9 protein-coding genes are annotated in these 24,841 nt (G+C 64.4%); 3 read left to right on the top strand and 6 right to left on the bottom strand.

Translation table 11 applies throughout. The features are described from left to right. Positions 1-43 precede the first annotated feature (43 nt). Entirely contained in the window at positions 44-1,462 is a 1,419-nt protein-coding gene (locus U5A08_RS05670; RefSeq protein WP_253393564.1) for an amino acid permease, read from the bottom strand. Positions 1,463-1,943: 481 nt separating this feature from the next. Between U5A08_RS05670 and U5A08_RS05665 the strand changes: the two genes are divergently transcribed. From U5A08_RS05665 to U5A08_RS05655, 3 genes are all read left to right on the top strand, one after another. After that, positions 1,944-5,036, top strand: coding sequence for a hypothetical protein (locus tag U5A08_RS05665; RefSeq protein ID WP_321850678.1), 3,093 nt, complete (start codon positions 1,944-1,946; stop codon positions 5,034-5,036). Positions 5,037-7,213: 2,177 nt separating this feature from the next. Further along, complete coding sequence (locus tag U5A08_RS05660) at positions 7,214-10,315, top strand: transglycosylase domain-containing protein (RefSeq protein WP_321850677.1); 3,102 nt, start codon at positions 7,214-7,216, stop codon at positions 10,313-10,315. Between the two features lie 83 nt (positions 10,316-10,398). Next, the gene (locus U5A08_RS05655; RefSeq protein WP_321850676.1) at positions 10,399-15,495 is read left to right on the top strand and encodes a dermonecrotic toxin domain-containing protein; all 5,097 of its coding nucleotides are present in this window, start codon (positions 10,399-10,401) and stop codon (positions 15,493-15,495) included. Between the two features lie 42 nt (positions 15,496-15,537). On the opposite strand, the gene U5A08_RS05650 is transcribed toward U5A08_RS05655, so the two are convergent. The 5 genes from U5A08_RS05650 to U5A08_RS05630 form a co-directional block, all read right to left on the bottom strand. After that, positions 15,538-19,623 (bottom strand): hypothetical protein, encoded by a 4,086-nt coding sequence (locus U5A08_RS05650; protein ID WP_321850675.1) that lies wholly within the window; start codon positions 19,621-19,623, stop codon positions 15,538-15,540. Between the two features lie 182 nt (positions 19,624-19,805). Continuing rightward, positions 19,806-20,276 carry a CS1 type fimbrial major subunit gene (locus U5A08_RS05645; protein ID WP_253393559.1) on the bottom strand — a complete coding sequence of 157 codons (471 nt, stop codon included), beginning with the start codon at positions 20,274-20,276 and terminating at the stop codon, positions 19,806-19,808. Then, the gene (locus tag U5A08_RS05640) at positions 20,273-21,013 is read right to left on the bottom strand and encodes a molecular chaperone (RefSeq protein WP_253393558.1); all 741 of its coding nucleotides are present in this window, start codon (positions 21,011-21,013) and stop codon (positions 20,273-20,275) included. The genes U5A08_RS05645 and U5A08_RS05640 overlap by 4 nt, the downstream gene beginning before the upstream one ends. Positions 21,014-21,053: 40 nt before the next feature. After that, complete coding sequence (locus tag U5A08_RS05635) at positions 21,054-22,283, bottom strand: hypothetical protein (RefSeq protein ID WP_253393557.1); 1,230 nt, start codon at positions 22,281-22,283, stop codon at positions 21,054-21,056. A gap of 19 nt (positions 22,284-22,302) precedes the next feature. After that, complete coding sequence (locus tag U5A08_RS05630; protein ID WP_253393556.1) at positions 22,303-24,822, bottom strand: TcfC E-set like domain-containing protein; 2,520 nt, start codon at positions 24,820-24,822, stop codon at positions 22,303-22,305. Positions 24,823-24,841 lie beyond the last annotated feature (19 nt).

Here is a 24,841-nt window from a genome sequence, read left to right as displayed (position 1 = left end):
GCATCAGGGCGGCCTGTGCGCCACAGGCCGCCCTGAACAAGCGTTACGCCGAGCGCGCGACGCCTTGGGCAACCTGGGTCGGTTGCAACTTGAACGTATAGAACAGCACCGTCAGCAGCACCAGGAATACCGGGCCGACATACAGCGCGACGCGGGTGTCCGGGAAGTACGCCATCAGGCCCACCACCAGCACCAGAAACGCCAGGGCCAGGTAGGAACTGATCGGGTACAGCCACATGCGGTACTTCAGGCCCGCCTGTTCCGCCGGGCTCAGGCTCTTACGGAACTTGAGCTGCGCGAGCAGGATCATCACCCAGGTCCAGATCGCGCCGAAGGTGGCAATCGAGGTGACCCACACAAAGACTTTCTCCGGCACCAGGTAGTTGAGCAACACGCCCAGCAGCAGCGCAGCGATCGACAGCAGCAACGCATTGCGCGGTACGCCGTTGCGCGAGGTGGTGCCGAAGGTTGCCGGGGCCTGGCCGTTCTGCGCCAGGCTGTAGAGCATGCGCCCGGTGCTGAAGATGCCGCCGTTGCAGGACGACAACGCGGCGGTGATCACCACGAAGTTGATGATACCGGCAGCGGTCTTGATGCCCAGACGCTCGAAGGTCATCACGAACGGGCTGCCCTGGGTACCGATTTCATTCCACGGGTAGATCGACAGAATCACGAACAACGCGCCGACGTAGAACAGCAGAATGCGCCAGAACACCGAGCCGATGGCATTCGGGATGGTCTTCTGCGGGTTCTTCGCTTCACCGGCGGTCAGGCCGATCATTTCCACGCCCAGGTAGGCGAACATCACCATTTGCAGGGACATCAACACGCCCTGCACACCATTGGGCATGAAGCCGCCGTGAGCCCACAGGTTGGAAATCCCCAGCGCCACACCGTCATTGCCGAAGCCGAACGCGATGATACCGACGCCGCCGATCACCATGGCGATGATGGTGACGATCTTGATCAGGGCGAACCAGAACTCGAACTCACCGAACGCCTTGACCGCGATCAGGTTGACCGTGCCCATGCTGATCAACGCCGCCAGGGCCCAGATCCAGCGCGGCACATCGGGGAACCAGACGCCCATGTACACGGCCACGGCGGTGATTTCCGCGACGCAGGTCACCAGCCACAAGAACCAGTAGTTCCAACCGGTGAGGAAGCCCGCCAATGGGCCGAGGTAATCCTGGGCATAGCGACTGAACGAACCGGCGACGGGGTTGTGGACCGCCATTTCGCCGAGCGCGCGCATGATCACCAGGATCGCCAGGCCGCCAATGATGTAAGAGAGCATGATCGCCGGGCCGGCCATTTCAATGGCCTTGGCCGAGCCAAGGAACAGGCCGACACCGATGCAGGCGCCGAGGGCCATCAGGCGAATATGCCGTTCGCCCAGTTCACGTTTCAGCGGGCCGCCCTGAGCGGTCTCGCCATGAGGCAGGTGGTTGCCAACTGGCATAGGGGTACAACCTCGTCTTGTTATTGGATTAAGCCACCGAGTACTCGACGTCACGGCAGGTCCGCCACAACGCCTCATACCGGGCTCGCCTCATGGGCCAACCCGTCTGGCCAGGGCCAGATCAGCGGGGGTGCAGTATAAAAAGCTCAAGCCAGGGTTTTTCACTTAATAAACGCCAAGATTCAGCGAGAAGTCGCGGTAAAAGCGGCTTTTGTGGAGGTGCATTACCTGGATAGCGTAGGGATTTTCTCCGTTTGACGCGCGCCGAGTATTGCACAGCTTTGGTGCAGCGTCATGCCCCTACCTAGGCCGTATATACCCAGCCGAAGGCTCTGCTTCAATGCTTTGAGCCCATCAGGCAGACAATGCGGAAGCCGGCCACGGTCGGACGAGAAGCATCGCCATATCAGCAGCCGGGCCGCCCATTCACCATGGGACGCTTCGATTGCCAGGACGGCAATCCCAGCGAAAGGATCTCCCCATGCCAACCCCCTTCGACGTACTCCAACAAGGTCGAACGCAACGCCTGGCCGCCGATGGCCAATTGATCAGCGCGTTGTTCAACCACCTGACAACCGGCAATTCCACCACAGTGATCGTGCCCGAGCACTCCACCCTGGGCTGTTGGCTGCAGGTGTACCGCCGCGCACTCAGCCGCCCCCACTTGCAGGCCTGGACCACGCGCCTGCCGGTGGCGCTGGCGGGCCTGGATGTGCCACTCGATACCGCGCCGCTCGAACTGCCGGCGCAATCGGTGCTGAAGTTCTACGGTTACCCCTACCCCGGGCATCGCGGCCAGCGCCGGGTGATCACCCAGGCGCTCGATCAATCGAACAGCTTCGTCGACCCCAAGGCGGGCCTGAATGACCGTTTGAGGCGGTTGAATCAGGACCAGCAGCAGATCGCCGACCAACTGCAAGCCCTGCTCGACGACGACTTCAACCTGTTTTCCGTCTACAAGACCTATTTCACACTCGATTCCGGTTCGTTCTGGGCCAGCACCCAGCAAGCCGGCGTCGCGTTACTCGACGCCATCACCCGCAGCCCCGCGTTCCTGGCGCTGGACGTGGTCGACGGCCTGCAACCCGGCGCGTATACGTTCGACCCTGCCACGCGCCGGCTCATCGGCAAAAACGCCTGGGGCGGGATGGTGGATATCGACATCGAACACCTGCTCGCGCTGCCCCTCGACGGCCAGCTCGAACAACTGGTCGCGGTCGCCGAGCAACTCGGCAGCTTTATCCACCAGAACGGCCAGTTCAGCCTCGCCCAACTGCTGAAGTGCCACGATCTGCCGGTGCCCGACACACTCGCCGACGCCCGCGCACTGATCGACACGCTGCGCCAGTCAACGCCGTTGACCACGTTGCCGGTCAGCGACCTGGCCGACTCCGATCTCGCCCTGATGCAATACCAGCAGTGGCTGGCCCAGGACCACGACCGCGACGTCATGGCCGAGTGTTTGCGCGGGCTGATCCAGGACCCGCCCAGTGACCACCTGATCGACACCGCCAGCGTGACGCTGACACCCGCACCGGACTCCGCTGCGCCGCACCACCCCGCCGTCATCCCGCGCCCCGCCTGCGGCCCCTTCACCCTCAAGCAACTGCTGCAACAACATGATATTGAGCCACCGCGCAACGTCGACGAGGCCCAGGACACCCTGCAAGCCCTGGCGATGAACCTGCCGCGCCGCGTCGAGTTCGACGACTACCATGGGCTGTTGAGCGCCACGCCCCACTCGCCGCTGCAACTGCTGAGCGAGCAACGGCAAACCCTGCTCGCGACGGCCAATAACCACCTGCCCGCCAGCCCTCCACGCCTGCTCGACCGCTTGTGCGGCACGCTGCTGACCGACACACCCGCCGACGAGGTCCGCCGCCAGGCCGATCATCTGCTCAAGCAACTGCTGCGCCAGGAGCCGGCGCAACAACTCGGCCAACGCCTGGTGACGGCGCTGCACTGGTACGGGCAGCACCCGGACGAAACCGCCAGCCAGACCAGCCTCGACCTGCTGGTGCTGAGCGCAGTGATCCTCGACCTCGACCCTGCAGCCGGCGAAGAGGGCGCGCCCGTCGCCGGTTTCGACCTCAGCGCCCACGCGGGCCAGCCCCACGGCGAAGTGCGCCAAGCCCTGGAACTGCATTTGGTCCGCACCTGCACCGTCTCGGCCCGTGCGGCACCGCTCGCCGCCCACCTGTTGTTGGCCGCTGCCGCGCCGGAGTTTCTGGTGCAGGAGCTGCCCGAGACCTTGTGCTTTCGCACCTCGATCGCCTGGATGAGCTTCAAGCAAGGGGTCTTGATCGCGCAGGCCATGGCGCCCGGCTCGCCGCGCCACCTGACCTACCACGACATGCTCGCCCTGGCGTCCCAGCCCCCCACGACCGCCGAGCAGCAACAGTGGCGCGAATACCTCGCCACCCGCACCCTGCTCGACTGGGCGCTCGCCGTGGGCGAACTGCCCGAGCGCGACACCACTGCCTACCTGGCGCAGGAAATCGACGCGCTGAAGCTGCGCCTCACGCAACGCCTGCACGCCTTGAAGCAGGCCCTGATCACCTTTGCCGACGTAGCGCCAAGCCGCCGCAGCATTGCCCTGGCCGACCTGAAGAACGTCTTCCCCAACCAGCCATTGCTGGACAAAGCCTGCCTGTGGCGCCCCATCCCACCGCTCGCCGGCGGCAGTCTGCGCTTTCCGATGCACCATCACGAACGCCAGAACTACAGCCTGCACAGCCTGGTGGAGTTGCACATGGATGGCCAACTGAGCGACAGCCGCTGGCAATCCACCGAGCCCGAGCTGGACCTGGCGCGACTGCGCCCGTCGTTCGGGCGCCTGGGCAATATTCATCAACGCTTCGACACAGCCTTCAGCGCCCATATCGAACGCCTGAAGCAGGCCTACAGCACCCTGATCGAAGACCTGCTGGCGCAACTGCCGCTGGCGGATCGGATGTTCCTGCAACAGGCCGACCTGCAGCTGTTGGTGCTGAAAAAAGAGCCCGGCAAAGACCTCGCCCTGCTGAGCCCGGAGGAGGAACTGGCGCGCAGCGCCCGAATGGGCGTGATCCTGCGCGGCACATCAGCCACGGCGGTGCAGGAATACGAGCTGTTCCCACTGTTGAACCGCGTTCACAAACGCAGCGGCGCGCCGTTGGCGTTCCGCGAGGGCGGTACGCTGATAACGGTGATCAGCGGCACGCCCCATGCCACCCATCCAGTCACCCCACTGCTGATCGGCGATGACCTGCCGTTGGACTGGGACGCCTATGCCAGCGGGCGCCCGCCACGGCCGGGGCAGCGCGCCAAGGTGATCGTACACACGCTGTGGTCATTCAGACCGACGTCCGCCCCCCCCACCGACGACCGCGCTGACCTATGGTTCGGCGCTCAATCGCACGATTGCCCAAGCCATCGTGCAGCAGCACTTCTTCCTCGAAGTCGATGCCTTGCACGCGCACGCCCGGGGCACCACGCAGCGCGAGCAGCTTCAACAACGCTGGGATCGATTGTGGCAGCGCCTCAAAGCCTTCGTGCCGTTCTGGTCCTGCGCCGAAGACCTCGGCTCCGGTAACACCCGTCGTGTCATCGACGGCGGATATGCCTGCTTCATCGACCTGTTGACCCTGTTGTTTCCCACCCAACACTTTCTCAAGGCATCGCTGAGCGTGCTGAAAAAAACCGCGCCGCTGCCGATCAAACTGCTGCAACTGGGCCGCTTGAGCAGCACCTTCCTCAACACCGTGCTGAACCCGCTGGATGGTCTTCCGGGCTTGTTCAGGCTGGCACGCAGCGGGGCGATCCGGCTGAGCAGCGGCACACGGAAAATCCTCGACACGGCCATCACACAGGTGCAACGCCACACCGCCGACCTGCGCCTGCTGGACTACCCCCGGCTGCTGGCCGGCGCCGACATCGGCAGCGGCACGGTGTTGCGCGGCAGTGACCTGCTGCGCATCAACGCAATCCTGCACAAAAACCACTGGCACCCCTGCCACCCCTTCACCCGCAAACCCTACGGGCCACCGAGCCCCAGCTTTCGCCTGGACAACGCCCTGGACGTGACGCCGATGCAGACCGCCAAGGGCCATCCGGTGCTGGTCACCGACCGCCTGTTCGCCACCCCGCCGCTGCTCATCGCGCGCCGTGATGCCACCGACCTGCTCGACCACGACAGCCTGTTCCGTCTGCAGCACCAGGCGCCGACCCATCTGGACGACCTGACCTCGCCCGCCTACTTCAAGGCCGCCGAAGGCTTCGACAGCCAATGCGGCCCGAGACGAAGCAAACGCAGCCCGATCCCGTTGATCTGCTTCACCAAAAAACTCACCGCGTTCAACGCCCCGATCCACCAACGCCGGGCCGAGGCCATCGAACACATTCGCCTGATCCCCGCGCCTGCCATCGGCACCGACACGCGCAAGCTGGTCCACAACCGCCGGCTGTACGCAGTGACGCCCCAGAACACCGCATTTGAATTGACGCCCGTGGCCGCGCCGACACCGTTGACCTACAAACCCCAGGTCACCGGCCGGCTTATCGAGAACGAAGCGCAATTCGGCCTGCCCAACAATCAAGTGGACAATAAACTCACCCGCGAAACGCGGGTGGTCGAACTGAACGGGCTGACGCTCGGTACGGACGACAAACGAACCCTGCGCGCCATGGCGATCGAGCTAAGCCCGGGCGGGGGCACGCGCATTATCGTGGAGGCCGACGCCGGAGTCTTTTACGAAGCGACCCCCAGCACACCCGCGCCCGCGATGCTGTTCAACCGCCTGGACTTCAGCCAGGGTGGCGAAGCCGAACAACTGATCCGTGCATTCAGCCAGCGCAAGCTCGACTATTTGAGCGCCGCCGGGTTTGTGCATAACCGTCCGCTGGTCACCCTGCCCACCCTGGAGGTACTGAACATGCAACTCGCCTCGCGCGGTTTCAGTGCCGCAAAACGCAGGCGCCTGACCGAGCAGGCCGAAGGCCTGCGAACCATCAAGCAGCGCGAGCTGTTGCTCAACGCCAGCGATCAGGGCGAACGCCTGGACCTGGATGTGGCCGCCGCCCCCTTACAGCTCGACACCTGGCCGCACTACGTTGCCCAGCCGGGCCAGACCATCAATCAGTACCTGGCCACCAAGGCCCAGGCCAGCACCCTGGCGCTGGTCAAGGCCACCGGCATCGGCCCGTCCAACGTCGCGGGGCTGGGGGTCGACGAGTTGGAACGGCTGTCCATTGCCGAATCGCTGGTGATGTGGCAGTACAGCCGGGCCGGGCAGCCCAACTACACCGAAGTGATCCTCAAGACCGGCGCGGGCAATTGCGACCAGATGGCCCATGTGGCGAACGAATTGATCCGTTTCAACGGCGGTGCCTCGCGCGTTTGGGGCACCAGCCCACCGGCTCACGCGTTTGTGGTGGTGGGTATAACGCCCCCGACATTGGGTTCGACGCTGAACTTCAGCGAAGCGGGCTGGAGGGGCCTGTGGATATGTGACCCCTGGGCGGCCATCGTCTGCCCGGCAAACGAATACATTCGCGAGCTCAGCATCAAAATGTACGCCTGGTACCTGGCGGACATTTCGGTGTTATTCAACGACCACGGCACCTACCGCTGGGGCCGGGCCAACGACCGCAACTGGCTGCCCCTGCTACGCAGCGCAGTGAAACGCCCACAGCCGTGAACCGACACATTTCGCAACTAACGACTAAGCTACACCCAAGTCCGATCAATCTACGTCAATGGATGAATCGACTATGGGCGCTTTATGGCAAACCGATTCGAAGCAGGCTGCGCAGCCAACCGACAGCCCGGATCAACCGCCATTGCCACACAGCGCCCACACGCGAAGCCGGTGGTGGCGCCTGGTGTGGCTGGTGCTGTTGTTCGCGCTGCTGGCGCTGGGCTGGGCCGCCAGCGTAGAAATGCACACCTCGCGCCTGCAGGCCCGCTACCTGAGCCCGTTGGCCGCTTCCCTCGGTTACCGCCTGGAGCCCGGCGCCAGCGATGCCATCGTGTACCCCGGCGACGGCCCGTTCGACCGGCGCCTGGGCTACAGCGCGCTGGATGAATTCTTGCCGCGCCTGCTCAAGCGCAATTACCTGATCCAGGCCCAGACGCGCTTCTCCCCGGCCTTGATGGACTACGCCCGGAACGGGCTGTTCGTGCCCTACGCAGAAAAAGTCCAGGCCGGCCTGAGCATCACCGATTGCCGCGCCGCGCCGCTGTATACCTTCATCTACCCACAACAGCTCTACACCCGCTTTGCCGCGATCCCGCCGCTGGTGGTGCAGAGCCTGCTGTTCATTGAAGACCGCGACCTGCTCGACCCCAAGCAACCGCTGGCCAACCCGGCGGTCGACTGGCCGCGCTTTGCCAAGGCGGCCTGGTCGCAAGTGGCCAAACTCATGCATCTGCCGGGGCAGACAGCCGGCGGCAGCACCCTGGCCACGCAGCTGGAAAAATATCGCCATTCGCCCGACGGCTTGACCGTGTCCGGCGGCGAGAAAATCCGCCAGATGCTGTCCGCCAGCGTCCGGGCCTACCAGGCCGGGCCGGACACCCTGGGCAGTCGGCAGACTATCGTGCGCGACTATCTCAACAGCGTGCCGTTGTCCGCCGTGCCGGGCCACGGCGAAGTGCACGGCCTGGCCGAAGGCCTGCGGGTGTGGTACGGCGCCGACTTCAATCAGGTCAATCAGGCCTTGAGCGACAGCGCGCAAGACCCGGCGAGCCTGGCCAGACGCGGCCTGGCCCTGCGCCAGGTGCTGTCGCTGATGATCGCCCAACGCCGCCCCTCGCACTACCTGACCAAAGGCCGCGAAGAGCTGGCGCAATTGACCGACAGCCATCTACGCCTGCTCGCGCAGAACCAGGTGATCCCCGCCACCTTGTCCGCCGCCGCCCTCGCCAGCCCTGTGACCTACCGCGACTGGCAGCAGCAACCGACCCTGCAGCCGGTGGAAACCAACAAGGCCATCAACGTTGCGCGCAGCCGGCTCGCCAGCCTGCTCAACCGCTCGCTGTATGACCTCGACCGCCTCGACCTGTCGGCCACCAGCACCTTGCACTACGCCCTGCAAACCCAGGCCACCGACTACCTCAAGCACCTGGCCGACCCGGCGTTCGCCGCGCAGATGGGCCTGCTCGGCCCGCGCCTGCTGACGCCGCAAAGCACACCGCAGGTGCGCTACAGCTTCACCCTCTACGAACTGACGCCCGACGGCGCACGCGTGCGGGTGCAGACCGACAACACCGACCAGCCGTTCGACATCAACGACGGCAGCAAGCTGGAACTGGGCTCCACCGCCAAGCTGCGGGTGCTGACCACCTACCTGCAAATCATCACCGAGCTGCATGAGCGCTATCAGGCACGCACGCCCGCCGAGCTGAAAAGCGTCGAGCTGCCCGAGCAGGACGTGCTCTCGCGCTGGGCGCTGAATTACCTGACCCAGCACAGCGACCGCGACCTGGCGAAGATGCTCGACGCCGCCCTCGACCGCACCTATTCGGCCAACCCCGGCGAGGCGTTTTTCACCGGCGGCGGCCTGCACCGCTTCCATAACTTTCGCAACGAAGACAACGGCCGCAACCCGACCTTGCGCGATGCCCTACGCGAATCGATCAACCTGCCGTTCATTCGCCTGATGCGTGATCTGGTGCGCTACACCACCTATTCGGGCGAAGACAACAGCGCACGGCTGCTCAAGGACGACAACGACCCGCGCCGCCAGGAATACCTGGCCAAGTTCGCCGACCACGAAGGCACCGCGTTCCTGCTCAAGTTCTGGAAGAAATACCGCCACAAAGACACCCAGGCCCGGCTCGACACCTTCATGGACAGCCTGCACCCCACCGCGATCCGCCTGGCCGCCGTCCACCGCTACCTGCTGCCCCAGGCCAGCCAGGAAAGTTTCAACGGCTTCGTGCGCTCGCACCTGAAGCCCCTCAAAACCACCGATAAGCTCAGCGACGAGCGCCTCGAACGCCTTTACCAGAGCTACGGCCCCGGCGCTTACAACCTGCCGGACCAGGGCTATATCGCCAAGGTGCATCCGCTGGACCTGTGGTTGCTGGGCTACCTGCTCAACCACCCCGAGGCGACCTTCGACGAGATCGTCAAAGCCAGTGAATTCGAGCGCCAGGAGGTCTACAGCTGGTTGTTCAAGAGCCGCCACCAGAGTGCGCGTGACAGCCGCATCCGCACCATGCTGGAGATCGAAGCGTTCCTCGATATCCACCAGCGCTGGCAGGCCGTGGGCTACCCGTTCGACCACCTGGTGCCGTCGCTGGCCACCGCCATCGGCAGCTCCGGCGACCGCCCCGCCGCTCTCGCGGAACTGATGGGGATCATCCTCAACGACGGCGTGCGCTTGCCCGTGCTGCGTATCGACAGCCTGCAATTTGCCAGCGGCACGCCCTACGAAACCCACGTCGCCAACGACCCGAACCGCGGCAAACGGGTGCTGCCCAGCGCAGTCGCCACGGCGTTGCGCGGCGCGCTGTCGCAAGTGGTCGACGCCGGCACCGCCAAGCGCGTGGCCGGCAGCTTCAAACTGGCCGACGGCACACCGCTGGCGATGGGCGGCAAAACCGGCACCGGCGATAACCGCATCGAAGCCATGGGAGCCGGCGGGCGCATGCTCAGTTCCAAATCGATCAACCGCACGGCGACCTTCGTGTTCTACATCGGCGCCCATCACTTCGGCACCCTCACCGCGTTTGTGCCGGGGGCGTCGGCGCAGCACTTCACCTTCACCTCGGCCTTGCCGGTGCAGGTGCTCAAGGGCATGGCGCCGCTGCTCAACCCGCTGCTGCAACCGGGCGACCCGGCGCTGTGCCTGGCGGGCACCCCCTGACGCCAGGCGGCACTATCTATCTGCCACCTCGGCGCGGCAGCGTTGAACACACTCCTGGATCACCCTTAGACAGGACCTGATCCATGCCCCAATTACCGCCACCCAACAGCGCCTTCAACGGCGCCCACTACACACACATCCGCGACGCCCTGCCAGACTGGCTCACCCAGGCCACGCCGGGACGCCTCGGCGCACTGAAAGCCGCAGGCGTCAAACACGTGACCGCGCCAGCCCCGCTCAAGGCCGCCATTGCCGAGCATTGGCAACAACAAAACCGCCTGGACCAACGCCTCGCCGGCTTGAACGACGTGTACGCCTTCGCCGAACCCCTGCTCAAACACGCCCTGCGCGACTACGGCAACCTGGATGTACGCAACACCTACCTGCGCCTCTACGTCGACGCCAAGACGAGTGGGTGGAAGCTCAACGTGACCGGCGCCCAGGCGAGCAAGACCTTTTCGTTGCTCGATGCGGCGCTGTACAACTTCGCCGCCGACCAGACCTTTCTCGACTTCGCCTTCCTCGGCCCGACCGATGCGCGCGGGCAACGCGACGTGCTCTCGATCACCCACCGCCGCAGCGGCACGCGGCTCACCGCGCAACAGTTCAAAGACATTTGCCGCCAGCTGGATATCGGCGCGCAGTATCAACTCAAGCTCAGCCAGGCCCTCGGTTTCAAGAACCCGGCACTCGCCCGCACCCTGCACGGCGAGGTCACGGCACGCCACAAGGCCGCGCTGAAAAGCGCCGCGCTCCTGGCCCTGGCCAAGGCCGACCTGAAGCCCGATGCCCATGTCGCGATGCTCAATCTGCTGGACGACCAGCCGACCCCGCAGCTCGACGGCGCCGCGCTCCAGGCCTACACCCTCAGCCTGATGAACGTCGCTCTGGTGGGCATCGTGCTGTTTATCGCCGCGCCCAGCCCACGGGTGATCGCCTACGTCGCCGAAGACCCCGAGCACCCGCTCAAGGAATACCCGTCGCCCCAGGCGTTCATGCAAGAACTGACCCGCCAATTGCGCGACAAGGCGCGCTATCAAGTGTTCTTCAGCCAGTTCGTGCCCCACGCCAAACGCGCGGCCTTTTTCGCCGGGATCAATGCGCGCCTGAGCCACATCCAATGGCATCAGAAACAGCCCACCGACAGCGGGCCGAGCTGGCAAGACACGCCGATCAGCGATCCCAACCTGCACTTCAGCCTGCACGCCTGGCAGGACGACTATCGCCAGCGCCCGCCTTCGCCGGCCGCCGATACGCTGTGGGACTACCTGTTTCGCACCCAACTGAACAAAATCGTCAACGACGCACGCAACATCGCACTGTCCACCGTCGACGCCGACCGCCGCGCCCGCTGGGCCTGGTGGGACAACCTGGAGCAGATGCTCGCCGACATCCTCAACGCGGCGTTGCTGGTGGTCACGCCCTTCGTGCCGGTACTCGGCGAATTGATGCTGGTCTACAGCGCGTACCAGGTCATGGACGAGGTGTTCGAAGGCGTCGTCGATTGGAGCGAAGGCCTGCGCACCGAAGCCTGGGAACATGTGGTGGGGGTGGCCGACAGCGTGATCCAGTTCGCCCTGTTCGCGGCGGGCGCCAGCATCGGTCAGTTGGCGCGGCTCAAGCTCTCGCCGTTTGTCGAGGGCCTGGTGCCGGTGCAGCGGGCCGACGGCTCACGGCGCTTGTGGAACCCGGATATCAGCGTGTTCGCCCAGAAAGACCTGATCCCCGAAGGCTCGACTCCCGCGCCCTCGGGCTTGCACACACACCAGGGCAAAACCCTGCTGGCGCTGGACGGCCATCACCTGGAGGTGCATTACGACCCGCTCAGCGACGCGCACCGCGTGGTCCACCCGGAACGCGCGGACGCCTACCGGCCGCGCCTGCAATTGAACGGCGACGGCGCCGTGACCCACGAGGGCGAACGCCCGCGCACCTGGGAGCGCCCGCAGCTGCTGCGGCGTCTCGGGCATCGGGTGCAACCGTTCAGTGACACGCAACTGGAACAGCTCAGGGTCGCCAGCGCCACCGAAGACGGCGCGTTGCGTCGTGTATACGAGCACAACGAAGCGCTGCCGCCGCTGCTCGATGCCGGCCTCAAACGCCTCGAAGCGGCCGAATCGATCCAGGTCGCCAGTGACAGAATCCGCACGGGGCAAGCCTTGAGCGCCGACCCCAGCTCGGACTGGTTCGAGCAAATGGTCACCGAACTCGACGGCTGGCCCCAGGACAAAGCGCTGCAAGTGTTCCTCAAGCCCGACCTGAGCGGCAGCTCGCACCGCTATGGCGCCGCGCAAGCCGGCCCCGCCGACACCTTGCGCATCAGCCTCGGCGAGGTGCTGTCCGGGCACTTGCCGGAGCGGGTGCTGGGCTTTCTCGATGAAGCGGCGATCCCCCCCCTGCTCGGCGCCGAGGTGCCGGAATCGCAGCGGGTACAGGCGTTGCGCGATCTGCTGGCCAACTACGTACTGAGCCAGAGCCGCGATATCGCCCCGGCGGTCTACCGCGCCCGCGAAGAGAGCGACGACCCCGGCATCGTCGGCCTGCGCCGGGACCATCCCGACCTCGACCTGAGCCTGGCCCGCCGCCTGCTGGAGCGCGCCCGCCCCCACGAACGCGAGGCCTTGGCGAACGACCGGCACGCGCCCCTGCGCCTGCGCAATCAAGCCAGCGAATTGCAGCTGGCGGCTGATTCGGTGCATGCCTACGAAGGCTTTTATCCACCGGCCATGCCCAACCCGGCGACTGAACACCTGCTGCTCAAGAGCCTGCTGTTCAATACCGATGCACTCACCGATCTGCACCTTGAAATCCGCGAAGCCACGGTCACGGGCACCCTGCGCAGCCAGGCCGGTTCGGACACGGCCGCCACACGCCGGGTGCTGGTTCACACCCGCCTGGGCTATTCGGTCTACGACAATGCCGGCCAACCGTTACACCGCCCCGCCAGCCTGTATGAAGCAGTGTTGCTCGCGCTGCCCAGCGAGCCACGCACCGCCCTGGGCTACCAACCCGGCGAGGGCGAAGACTTCAAGCACTGGCTGATGACCCACCTTGAACCCCTGGCCGAGCGACGCAAGGTCCTCGCCGGGCCAGACACCCACCGCGTCATGGAGCGGGATACCGCGCAATTGCTCGGCGGCCCGCTGCTCAGCCGCTGCCGCCCCGCCCCGGCCGAGAACCACGCGGCGTTTGCCAGGGACGTCCTGCAACGCTTGTTTCCGAGCCTCAGCGAGCAACGCCTGAACCGCTTTATCGAGGACATCCCCGCCGACCAATTGAGCAGCACCCTGAACGAACTGACGCTGGAGAAACACACCCTGAACACCCAGCTGCAAACCTGGAAGCAATCGCCCACCCATCACCCCAAAGGCAGCGCCCAGGAACGGCAACAACTGGCCGCCCGCAGACGCCTGGCCCTCCAACTGGAACAGTGCTGGGGCGAACGTTACGCCGAATACACCGACGATTGGGGCAGAACCCAATCCGGCGCGCGGGTCAATCTGGACGGCATGCCGTTACCCGAGTCGCTGCCCGCGCTGACCGTCAACTTTGAGCATGTGACGTTCCTGAACCTGAGCCAGAGCAGCGTCGGGCAATCCCATTGCGGTTTGCTCAAACACTTCCCGGCGCTGCGCTCCCTGGACCTGAGCCACAACCACCTGACGAGCTTGCCGGTCGAACTGACGGCGATGCGGCAGTTGCGCAACCTGAACCTGTCGAACAACCGCATGGTGCTGTTCCCTGAAGACGTGACGCGCCTGCGCAATCTGCGGCGCCTGCACGTCGCGATTCTGGACCACAACCCCCTCACCGCCGCACCGGATATCACGCGCATGCCCAACCTGCGCCGCCTCGACTTGAACCACACGCAAATCCACCAATGGCCCGCCGGCCTGTTCGCGCACGCCAGGAACGAGCTGTTCGACCTGAACCTGAGCGGCAACCCGATCACCACCCTGCCCGCGCTGACCGCCGAGCCGACGGCCGCGCGCACCGTGGCGCGCACGCGGCTGGACCGCCACACGCTGAACGACGATCAGCGCGCCCTGTACGAACGCTACCGCACCGAGGCCGGGCTGGACCCGTATCGCACCTATGAACCCCAGGGCAACAGCGACCCGTGGCTGGTAGACGCCGACGCGGACACCCGCGTGGTGCGCGAGCACCTGTGGGACGCCGTCGAAGACGAGCACGGCTCCCAAGGCTTTTTCGAGGTTATCAAGTACCTGGAGCCCCCCGAGTTCTTTGAAAACCCTCAAGACCGGCAGCGCCACGCCGCCAACCAGGCCGGGTTGACCCAGCGGGTCTGGCGCTTGATCAACGCCGCCCACGCCGACAGCGCCCTGCGCGAGCGCCTGTTCAAGCTGTCGAGCTTCCCCGGCTTGTGTGGCGATGGCGGCGCGCAGATTTTCAATGAAATGGGGATCGAGGTCATGGCCAGCGAAGCGCGGCGTTTTTCAACGACCTTGCCTGAACTCGAAGGCCGCCTGGTGACCCTGGCCAAGGGCGCGGCGCGGCTCAAGCAGCTCAATCAGGTGGCCCAGGAAGAAGTCGCCCGGCGCCTGCGACCCAAAGCGGCCGGTGGCGAAGGCCAGCGCCTGCGCTCAGAGGTGCTGGACGGCGAAGCGGGCGAGGTGGACGAAGTCGACATCCACTTGGCCTATCAGACCGCGTTGGCCAACGAGCTGGACCTGCCGTGGCTGTCGGACCATATGCTCTACCGCGACACCGCCGACGTCAGCCCGAGCCGGATCCAACAGGCGCACACCAGCGTCAGGGAGTTGGGCCGGGGCGATGGCCTGGTCAACCAGATGTTACTGGAGCCGTACTGGGAGACCTTCCTGCAGGAAACCTACGACAGCCTTTATCAACAGAATCTCACCGAGTACACCGAGAAGTTCTACCGCCTGGACGACCTGCAAACCCTGCAGGCGCAATGGCACGCCGAACAGGAGCCGCAGCAGAAAGCCCGGCTCAAGGACCAGCTCAAGGCCCTGGCCGACGAACTGCAAACGCAGGAAAGCGTGGTGTTCGCCGACACGCCGATCAGCGACGCGCTGTACAACCGCCTGCTCAATGACCTGGGCTACAACGAGAAGGAATGGATGCGCGGCCTGACACGCGAGGCGCTGAAAAAGGCGCACCTGCGCCGTAACCGCGAGCCGCTGTCCGCACGGTGAGGCCAGCGCAGGCGCGAGCATGTTCGCGCCTGCCCTCGTTGATCAGCGGGGGTCGGCATCGGCCATCCAGCGACAGGTCTGGGACCGGCTGACCTGACTCCGATGGTCGGCCAGTATTGTCGCCGCCGTCGGGATCATCCAGCGCGAAAATGACAGCGGCAGCTCGGTTTGCCGGGTCGCGTGGTGCTGCTCGGGGCTCTTCAGATACGCAGCGGTAAACAAGTCGTCCCGACCGACTGCCTGCGGATAGTACAGGTGGATATACCCCTCTGACTGACGGGTATGAACGTCCACGACCTGGCAGAACTGCACGTAATCATCCGCACCGTCGTCCACCCGATACCGCCCCGGCCGGTTGACCAACTGCACCTCATGACCCGCCAGGAGCGCGTCGACCCCCGCCTGGACCGGTGCGCGGGCCTTGATCACCGCGATCCTGGCATGAACTCCCTGTTCATACAAACGGGCCGCCGCCGCGCGCCAATCCGCTTCAATGCGTTGCGCCGTGCTGCGGTGCTTCACCGGCCAGCGGGCAGCGCTCGCTTGCGCCAACTTGCGACGCATCGCTTCAGCGCACTCAAGCAAGAAAAACGCCGGCACAGCGAGCACGTCTTGCAGCGAATGAGCCCTTTTGGCCGTGGGGACCATCCTCAACACCTGGGCGATCATTCGCTCGACACCGGCCACCGTTTGCTTGCCGTGCTCGATCATCTCGACCAACGTGTCGGCCATTGCACAGCCGAGCGTGGCGGGTGCTCGCTCCATCGGGTCCCACAAACCATCGGCCGCCTGTTTGAAGGAGGCAATCAACTCATCCGCGCGGTCATGCACTTGAGCGATGCGCGCGGGCTGTTCGTGAGTCGGCTCAATGATACGCACCTGATAAACGTCGTCGCCGCGGGTACGAATCAGGCTGTTGCGCGGCGCGCCGACAGGTGCAGCCGGGGCGTTGTCCGCCAGCGCCTCCAGCAGATTTTTTTCGGCGGTGGCGTGCAGCTCGTCGATCAAGGTTTGAAGCTCATGCAGGTAGTCCAGATCAAACGCTTGCGGCGTAATCGCCCTGCAAAACGCCAACCGGTCGGCGGTATCGCCATACACCTGCAGCACGCTGTCGAACAACTCGATCCGCTCGGCTCGCGTCAGCGCCATGAACCCCGCATGGGACTGACTCGCGCACGCGACGCGCTGAAGGGTCTGTGCCAGCATCCCGGCAAACAGCGCGTCGCCTCCCGAACCCTCGGCGCGCCAGGCCGCCTGCCACAAACGCCGGACCTGCTGCGCCTGCAACGCCAGCACCGAGGCTGGCGCAACGGCCAGCGTGAGGGCTTGCCCCTTATCGGCGCCACAGCCGATGACCGCCGTCAACTCATCGAGGTGACGATTTTCCAGTTCACGCCAGTGAATCGACCAATTGTAGGCGGCCAGGCGGTTGCGCCGGCTCTCGTCCACTTGCCCTTGCGACATCGACGCCAGCGAGGTATCGAGTGACGCGATGTAGCGTGCTTCCAGACTACCGAGGGTGCGTGCTGTGCCCACCAGAGACTCGAGCAACGCACAGACCTGCGCCTCATAGCCCAGGCGCGGTGCCAGGCCGCGCAGCTGCCGGAGCGCGTGTAATTGCTGGGACAGCGCCTTCAGCTTGACCTGCAAAATCTGGTGGTATTGCTCACGCACCTGGTTAGCCGCTGCATCTGCAAGGTTGTCGGCAATGCTGTCCACCAGCCTGGACAGCACGCTCACTCGGCTCTCAGCCTCAGCACGCGTGCTGTCGGCGCCGTCGTAGAGCGCTTGCCACTCTTCAAGACGCAGATCCGTCTGTTGCCGAACCTGCTGAATGAGCGCTTTCACACGGAGAACGGAGCCCCATTTATCCGGCTGCTTGAACTGCTTGGGCACTGGGACACGGGTCAATTCCAACGGGTTTTGCAGCCTCTGCGGCGTCGCAAACATCAACGCTGACAGGTCCAGTTGCAACTGCACATTGGCCGGCGAAACCCGGTGCGCCAGCACCCACGCCAGGTTGCCAAGCACGTCGACACCCGTGGTAGCCCCGACATCCTGGCGCACAGCGTCCATCAACTGCCCCAGCCACCCGCTCAGCGTGTCCACGCCCTGCACCAGTGGCATCAGCCCATCGGGCAACGACCAGCCGGCCGCTTTGAAGCAGGCCCAATGCCGTGCATCACCACCCGATACGGGCCATTCACCCAAGGTTTCCAGCGCCAGATAGAACACCTCGCGCAAGGAATGCACCGACTCGAGGTCCTCGCTCACCTCCACCGCCAGCGCCGCGTTGTCATCGGCCGGTAGGGCGCTGAGCAGCGGCTCGAACACCGCTCGGTGATTCGTCGGCAGCCATGCCAGGACACTGTCGCGCAAGCCACCAGGCGCCTTGATCGCTGTGTGCAGATCCTCCAGCGAGGCAAATTCCTGTACGACCGGGTTCAACAGCGGTCGATACAACAGGCACGCGCCCGGTGACGCCTGCCGGGGCATCAACAGGTGCATGTGCTGCACAACGGCCGTCTGCCCTTGGGGCATGGCCTTGAGCGTCAGCGGCAACAGACGGGAGGATGCCCGCAGCCCCCCGGCACGCTCGCTAATGAGGCGATAGCCCTGCTGGGTCAGCCCATGCAGCCCCTGGATTTTGTACGCCATTGCCAGCATCTTCAGCTGTGACAGCACCTGATCGCCGGCCAGGTCCCGGTCCCAGTCGTTGGCGGCGTCGCCCTTGGCAAACCGTTGCCTCAGGATCGCGCCGTAAGCCTTGGCGATATCGGCTTTGATCAGCCAGTCTCTGAGCAAGGGCTCGGTCAGCCAGGCGGGCGCGGGGGCGCCTTTGAGCGTGATAGCGGTGGGGCTCGGCGTGAACCCGCCCAGGGTTTCCAGCGCCCATTCGGTCAGGGTCAACTCAAGGGACGCAGCGCTCGGCGGGCCGAACACCACATGGATATCCAGGACCTTGAGCTCAAGTGCGCGTGGCTCGTTGTCCAGACAGTCTTGCAACGCTGTTTCGGCAAACGCTGCCAGGGACGGGACTTCGGGGAAAAACCGCCGGCCCGCGCCCTGGTTCAAGTGGCGCACCTGCTCGACCAGTAGACGCCCATATTGAAGTCGATCAGTTTGCGCGGCGTTGAACAGCCACGCCGGAATGGCCTCGTGAACGCCTTGTCCGAACGCCGTCAGGGGGGACACAAACCAGCGACGTGTGTCGGTGATGGCATTGAGCAGGGCCTGATACTGTTGCGCGGTTCTACGCACCGTGAGGTCGATGGCGGCAATTTCCCTCAACTGGCGTGCCAGGTAACCGCTTGCCAGCGATTCAGGGGCCAGGCCTGCGTGCTCACCTACAAACCACTCACCTGCCGGTTCATCCAACAACGGGCTCAGGTGATCGGCCAGCAACGGCCCGATATCGTCCAACTGGTCGATCAACTGCACGCCCATGGCCGGGCTGTAGAGCGCCATGTCCGTGGAATGCGTTGCCTGGAGCAACCACAGAGGCAGCACTTCGCCCGAATCGTCGTCTCCCGCGTCCTCGCGGCGCAGGTGAACCGTAGAGACGCGCAACGGACCGGCCGGAGCGGTCAGCTCCCCGCTGGGGTTGGTGAAAGACAGCGAAAAGAACGTATCAAGATGGCGCTGGCTCATGCCAGGCTGTCTGGGCGTATCGCTGACGACGCCCATCAACGCCTCGACCAGCGGCCACCAACGCGTTTGCCACCAGACCTGCAACTGCTCCCGGTAAGACGCCAACAACAGCGCGCCGCGCTCATTGACCAGCACTTCACACTCGAAGAGGTCCAGTGTGCCCGGTTCATAGTCATCCCCCACCCGCTGGACACTCTCATGGTGGCCCGGCACGTAGAGCACCGGTTCACCATTGACCAGCCGCGCCACCAGTGCGTCCGCCAACGCGGTGTAGTCATACGTCGCGGTTTGGCCCGCCAGCGGCGTGCGCAGGTAAAGCTGCTCGGCGGTCAGTGTACGCGCCGCGAAGTGCTCGTCCAGATGGGCCTGGGCGCTGGCCTGGGCCACCGCCCGTAGGGACGGTGGATCGGCGAACAGGGTGTGGATCGTATCGATGTGGGTCTGACGCAGCAGCGCCGTGGGATTGGCTTGTGTCACAAAACGAGCTCCTTGCCTGGTGAGTCGGCGACTCACCCAAGCCAGGGAAACTAGTTCTGCAGCCATGGGCAACTGCGGTAGACAGTTAGTCTGTTACATCTGCGAATCCCGGATCACCGTGACGTTTGCTTCATGCGCGCCGCCTTCACTCGTCCTCGAACGATTCCAATACGGCGCGCCGCTCATGGGCGCAACGCGTCAAAGATGATCTGCACGTTGCCGAAGTACTGGCCGGGCAGATAACCGTCGTCAGGCTTCTGCGCGGCGATTTCCAGCAGCACGCGTTTGCCGACGCGGGCCTCCTCTTCCGGCACCACGCGCAAGGCGTCAAGCCCCAGTTCCTGTTGGTTGAAGGTGACTTTGAGCGCAATGTTGTCGCGGCCGTTGAACAACACCGGCGCATAGGCGAGGTAAGCGTCCACCGCGCCCAGCACGTTTTTCACGTCGAAAGGCTCGCGCAACGCGCTCAGGGTTTCAGTCACCGGGTTCCAACGCATGGTTTGCTCGCGCTCCAGAAAGCCGGGGTTGAGCGGCAACACATAAAAGTCGCTGGTGGGGACTTTGACCGACACCTGAAACACCGCCTCCTCGCGGGCGGCCAGGGCGCTGAAGCTGAGCGCACTCAACAGCCCCAACATGGCCCACCGGCTCATCCTTTCACCTCTTGATTCTTCTGCGTGTCGCCTTCCACCAGCTTGAAGGTGTAGTGGCGCCCGGCTTGTTTTTCGAAGGCAAAGGTGCGCCCCGGCAGCACGTGGTTTTTGGTGGTCGGATGGCAGTCGGTCGGCTTGCCGGCCACGCAGTTCTTGAACTCGTCGACCACGATCACGCTGTTGCCGTTGTTGCGCAGCTCATAGCGCGCGGCGCCGTCGTCGATGCGGGTGTCGTAGCGGGTGTCCTTGGGCCGCACGAAAAACACCGTGCCGTAGCCAGCCAATACGCTGACGCCGGCCTGCAAGGTTCTTTGATATTCCTCACGCTCTTCTTCGGAGAGGGCAAAGGCGTCTTCTTTTTCCGGCACCACCGGGATGTAACGCACCCGGAAATACCGCTCGCTGGCGCGCTCGCCCATGTACAACAAGCGTGTGCTCTGCATGCCGTTGGCCGGCACGATCAGGCGCGCGGGGCTGGCCATCAGGCCATTGCGGGTGCTGGCGTCGGCCTGGGATTGCAGCGGCACTTCCTGGGGCACGCCGCTGGCGTCGTAGACGATTTCGAGGATCTCGACCCTGACGAAGGCGGTACTCGTGCCGCCATTGAAGATGCGCTTCAGGTAGCTGCTTTTGCTGCCGTCCAGGTAGTCATACACCACGCCGACGTTGATATTCGGGCCTGCCTGGACGCCCAGGGAAACCAACCATATGCCCAGGATTGCGGCTAATACTTTCATTGCATAACACCTCATTAACGATTGGCCCGAGGCCAACGCACTAGACTTGCGAATCCCAAATAACCGTGACCGCGCCCGCGTAAGTGCCAGGGTCCTGCGCCAGCATCTCGGCGACCGCCTGTTGGCTCACCTCGAAATGCAGCGTGCCGGGGCGCCGGTCGACGTACATGGCCGGTTTAAACAATTGCGTGCCCGCGCCGCTCAACAGCAGCGGCTGGCGACTCACCGCCGAGCCGTCGGGGTTGCTCAGGCCGTGGGGCAAACTCACGCGGATATCCACCGGGACTTCATGACCGTTGGCAGCATTCCTGATCGCGCAGGTGTCGCCGATCACCCGCTCGCAGGCCAGCTGCATCTTGAAACGCGAGGAGGCGTAGAGATTGAAGGTCTGGTCCCGGAACAACCGCGACGGTTTGCGCCCCTGTTGCAACCAGGCTTGCCAGCCGCCCTGAGGCACCAGCTCGACCCGGTCACCGCCCGGCGGAATTTCGACTTTGAGGATGTGGTCCACGGCGAGGACGAAGTTCAGGTTGATCGCGTTATCGCTGGGCAACATCACGTCGCCCATGTCGAAGTCAGCGCCTGGGCCTACCCGGTAAGTCAACTGGCCGGTGTAGGTGCCTGATGACATGCCCAAGGGGTTGGGTGTGCGCAGTTCGTAGGCGAAGTCCAGATAGGTGTAACCCATGGCAGGAATCGCATAATGCGTGAATTTGACGCAAGCCCCCTCAACGGGAGTCCGCCAGAAAAACGCGTAGGTTTTACTCCCGAAAAAACCATGGCCGGTGTAGCCGCAGGGTGGAGGCGGATACACCCAGCTCAACCCCCCCCACAAGGCCCGGTGGGCGGAAAGCGCATTCGGGATGCCTGTCAGGTTCTCTACCGTGTCGCTGAGTTCATATTGGGAGCCTATGCCCGCAACACGCAGCTCGACCTGCTCGGTTTCCCCGGTCTCGGTATGTGTCACCGTCAAGGTTCGCCACTGTGCGGGCACCGAAAACATCGCGTGATTACGCGGGTCGGTGCCGGGCATCAGCGGCTGCGCAGAGTCATAGCGCACCGGCAACCGAATGCTGAAGATGCCAACACAAAAACTGGGGTAGGCCGCGCAGTAGCCACTGACCGGCGTGGTGTTGACGAACTTATTGTGCTGCGCCTGACTCGGGTCGGGCCGAAAGCTCGCCGTGATGTCCTGGTTCAGCGCCATGGCGGACGGCGCAACGCCCAGCGCCAGTGCCCCGAGCAGCAGTTGGTATGGCTTGATGTTCATGTCTTCAATCCTGTGTGAGTCAACCCGACTGCTGTTGAGTGAGTGCGGCATCCGCCAGGGTGTCCGGCGTGCAACGTAAATCACCGATCATCAGCACATCGTTTTCACTGCGGGCCTGGCTCGGGTCGAGGCGGAACTGGCAGAGCAACTGGTTGCCCTGGCGCACTTCCAAGGTGGGCGAGCCGGCGTTCATTTCCATCGAGAAGAACCCGTCCACTTCGCTGACCCCACGGCTGGCGTGGTTGATCACGTGATGGCCCTTGAGCGGGCGGCCTTGCGGGTCGACCAGGCGACCGAGCACGGTGACGGTTTTCATCACGCTGATCTTGCGGTAGTCCACCCCGCCTTTGTTGATGTGGTAAGCGCTGCGCGGCGGCTGGATGTTCGCCGCCGGTGGGTGGTTGCCGTCGAAATCGAACGCCACCGAGCCGGTTTTATACGCCGTGATCGGCACGAAGTTGCGCCCCGGCCGCAGCGTGGTGCTGCCACCGCTGAGGTCGTCGGCGCGCAGGGTGATGTCGTCCAGATCGGTTTCCACATCGACGATCATGCCCGCGCCGTCGCCGTGGTACTGGCTGGTCAGGGCCATCTTCTGGCCACCGACGGCGAAGGTGCTGTGCAGGTTGAGGCCGCCGGTGAGGTTGCCGTTGAAAGAGGAGCGCTGGGCAAAGGCATCGCCGGCGAGCGTGTCGCCGTGGAAGCTGGCCATGCCGGACAGGCCGACGCCGTAGGTGTCGGTGAGCACGGTGGCCGAGACGTTCTGCAGCACGTGGTCGCTGAGGTCTTTGCGGTAGGTCAGCGAGCCGTTGTTGTCGCGCTTGCCGTCGCGCGAGGTGCGCGAACCGATGCTGCCCGACCACTGTTCGCCCGGCCCGCCGAGGGCCAGGTTGAGGGTCAGGTCGACGCCACGGTTGCGCCGGTCGCCGGTGCTGTGGCTGGCGGGGCGGTCGAACAGCGACAGGCGCCAGTTGGCATCACTGCCGAACAACGTGTCGTGTTTGCTCCAGCCCAGGTCCAGGCCGACGCCCTCGACGTTGCCCTGGCTGTGGGACAGGCGCGCATTGAGCGAATGCTGGTTGATCAGGCGGTGGTTGATCGACAGCGACGAGGTGCTGGTCTGGCCGACAAAGGTTTGCCGGGTGCGCAGCCGCGTGCCGTCGGGCAGCGTGTCGTAGGTGTTGCGGGTGTCCAGCCAACTGCGGTTGTGGCTGGCGATCACGCTGCCGGCGCCATAACTGTAGAGGCCTTGCAGGTCCATGCCGGTGCCGTGGTCCTGGGTCTGGTAGACGTTGGCGTACAGGCTCGCATGGGTCGCCAGTGTCCAGTCGATGGACGTGCCGTATTGCATGCGGTCCTGCACCTGGCGGCCGGACAAGCCGACGATCACGCGCGGGTGCAGCAGGTAATTGACCGAGGCGCCGGCGGTCATGTCGCCCTTGTCGCGTTGCTCCCAGTTGTTGAACAGGGTGCTTTCGCGACCGGCAAACAGGTTGTAGCGCCAGCGCTCGTCGTGGTTACGCCAGTTGTTGGGCTTGTACACCAATTCCTGGGTGGTGGCGGTGACCTGGCCGTCTTCGACCAGGCGCACTTCCACTTCATAAATGCCGCCGGGCAATGGCCGCGTGTCGATGCTCTGCAAACCGGCCGCCACCGCCTGGGTGTTGATCAGCAGGCCGTTGCGGTAGATCTCCACCGAGCCCTGGCGGTTGGAGGTGACGTAAATCGGGTACACGCTAGGCTTGGGATTGCTGATGGCCAGGCTGTCGGAACTGCCGAGCATCACACCGACGGCGATATCCGGCGCGGCGCCGAACGCACGCGGCTGGCGATTGAGCCCCTCGGAGGTAGGCGTGAAATACCCCAGGCGCAGGAACCGGCCTTCGAATTCGCGCTGGGCGTACAGCGAATACAGTGCGTGATAGAGCTGCGTGTCCGGCCCGCCGAGGCGCGCCAGTTGCAGGTTGAGCGCGTGGCTCCAGTTACCCAGGCTACTGCTGGCTTCAACGCCGAAACGTCCGCCGAGTTCCTGGTCTTGTCCGCCGTTGAGGTTCAACTGATTGCTGACAATCAGGCCCGTGCTGCCATCCTGGGGCTGGTGGTAATAACGTTGATGATCGGTGTCGTGCTCGGCGTTCTCCGTGAGGATCGAAACCAGCGAGTTTTCCAGGTTGTAATGCACCGCCAACATCTTTTCCGGGCAGGTTTGCGTGCAACTTCCCAGGGCCACGCCTTGTTGCAGATAGTTGCTCCAGGTATCGCGCTCAGCCGGTTGTACCGGGCTGTCGCTGATATCGGTAAAGTCCAGCAGCGTGAGGCGGTCATCGCGCGACAGTACCACCATCGCCTCGCCCAACAAGACTTCGTCGCGCTCGATACGCACGGCCAGGGGCACATCAAAAAAGTGCTCTTCGAATTCGCTCGGCAGACCTTTCGCCTGAGCCAGCAAACTGCGCGGCGTATAACTAGTGTCAGTCGCTGCCAAAGCCGCCGAACAGGCAAGCAAGGCCAGCGCCGCCGCGATGGGTTTCATCGGGAACATGAACTTAATACTCTAGGGC

It is taken from the genome of Pseudomonas paraveronii, assembly GCF_963681955.1.
Classification (GTDB): Bacteria; Pseudomonadota; Gammaproteobacteria; order Pseudomonadales; family Pseudomonadaceae; genus Aquipseudomonas; species Aquipseudomonas paraveronii.
This window is presented reverse-complemented; position numbering and strand designations above follow the sequence as displayed.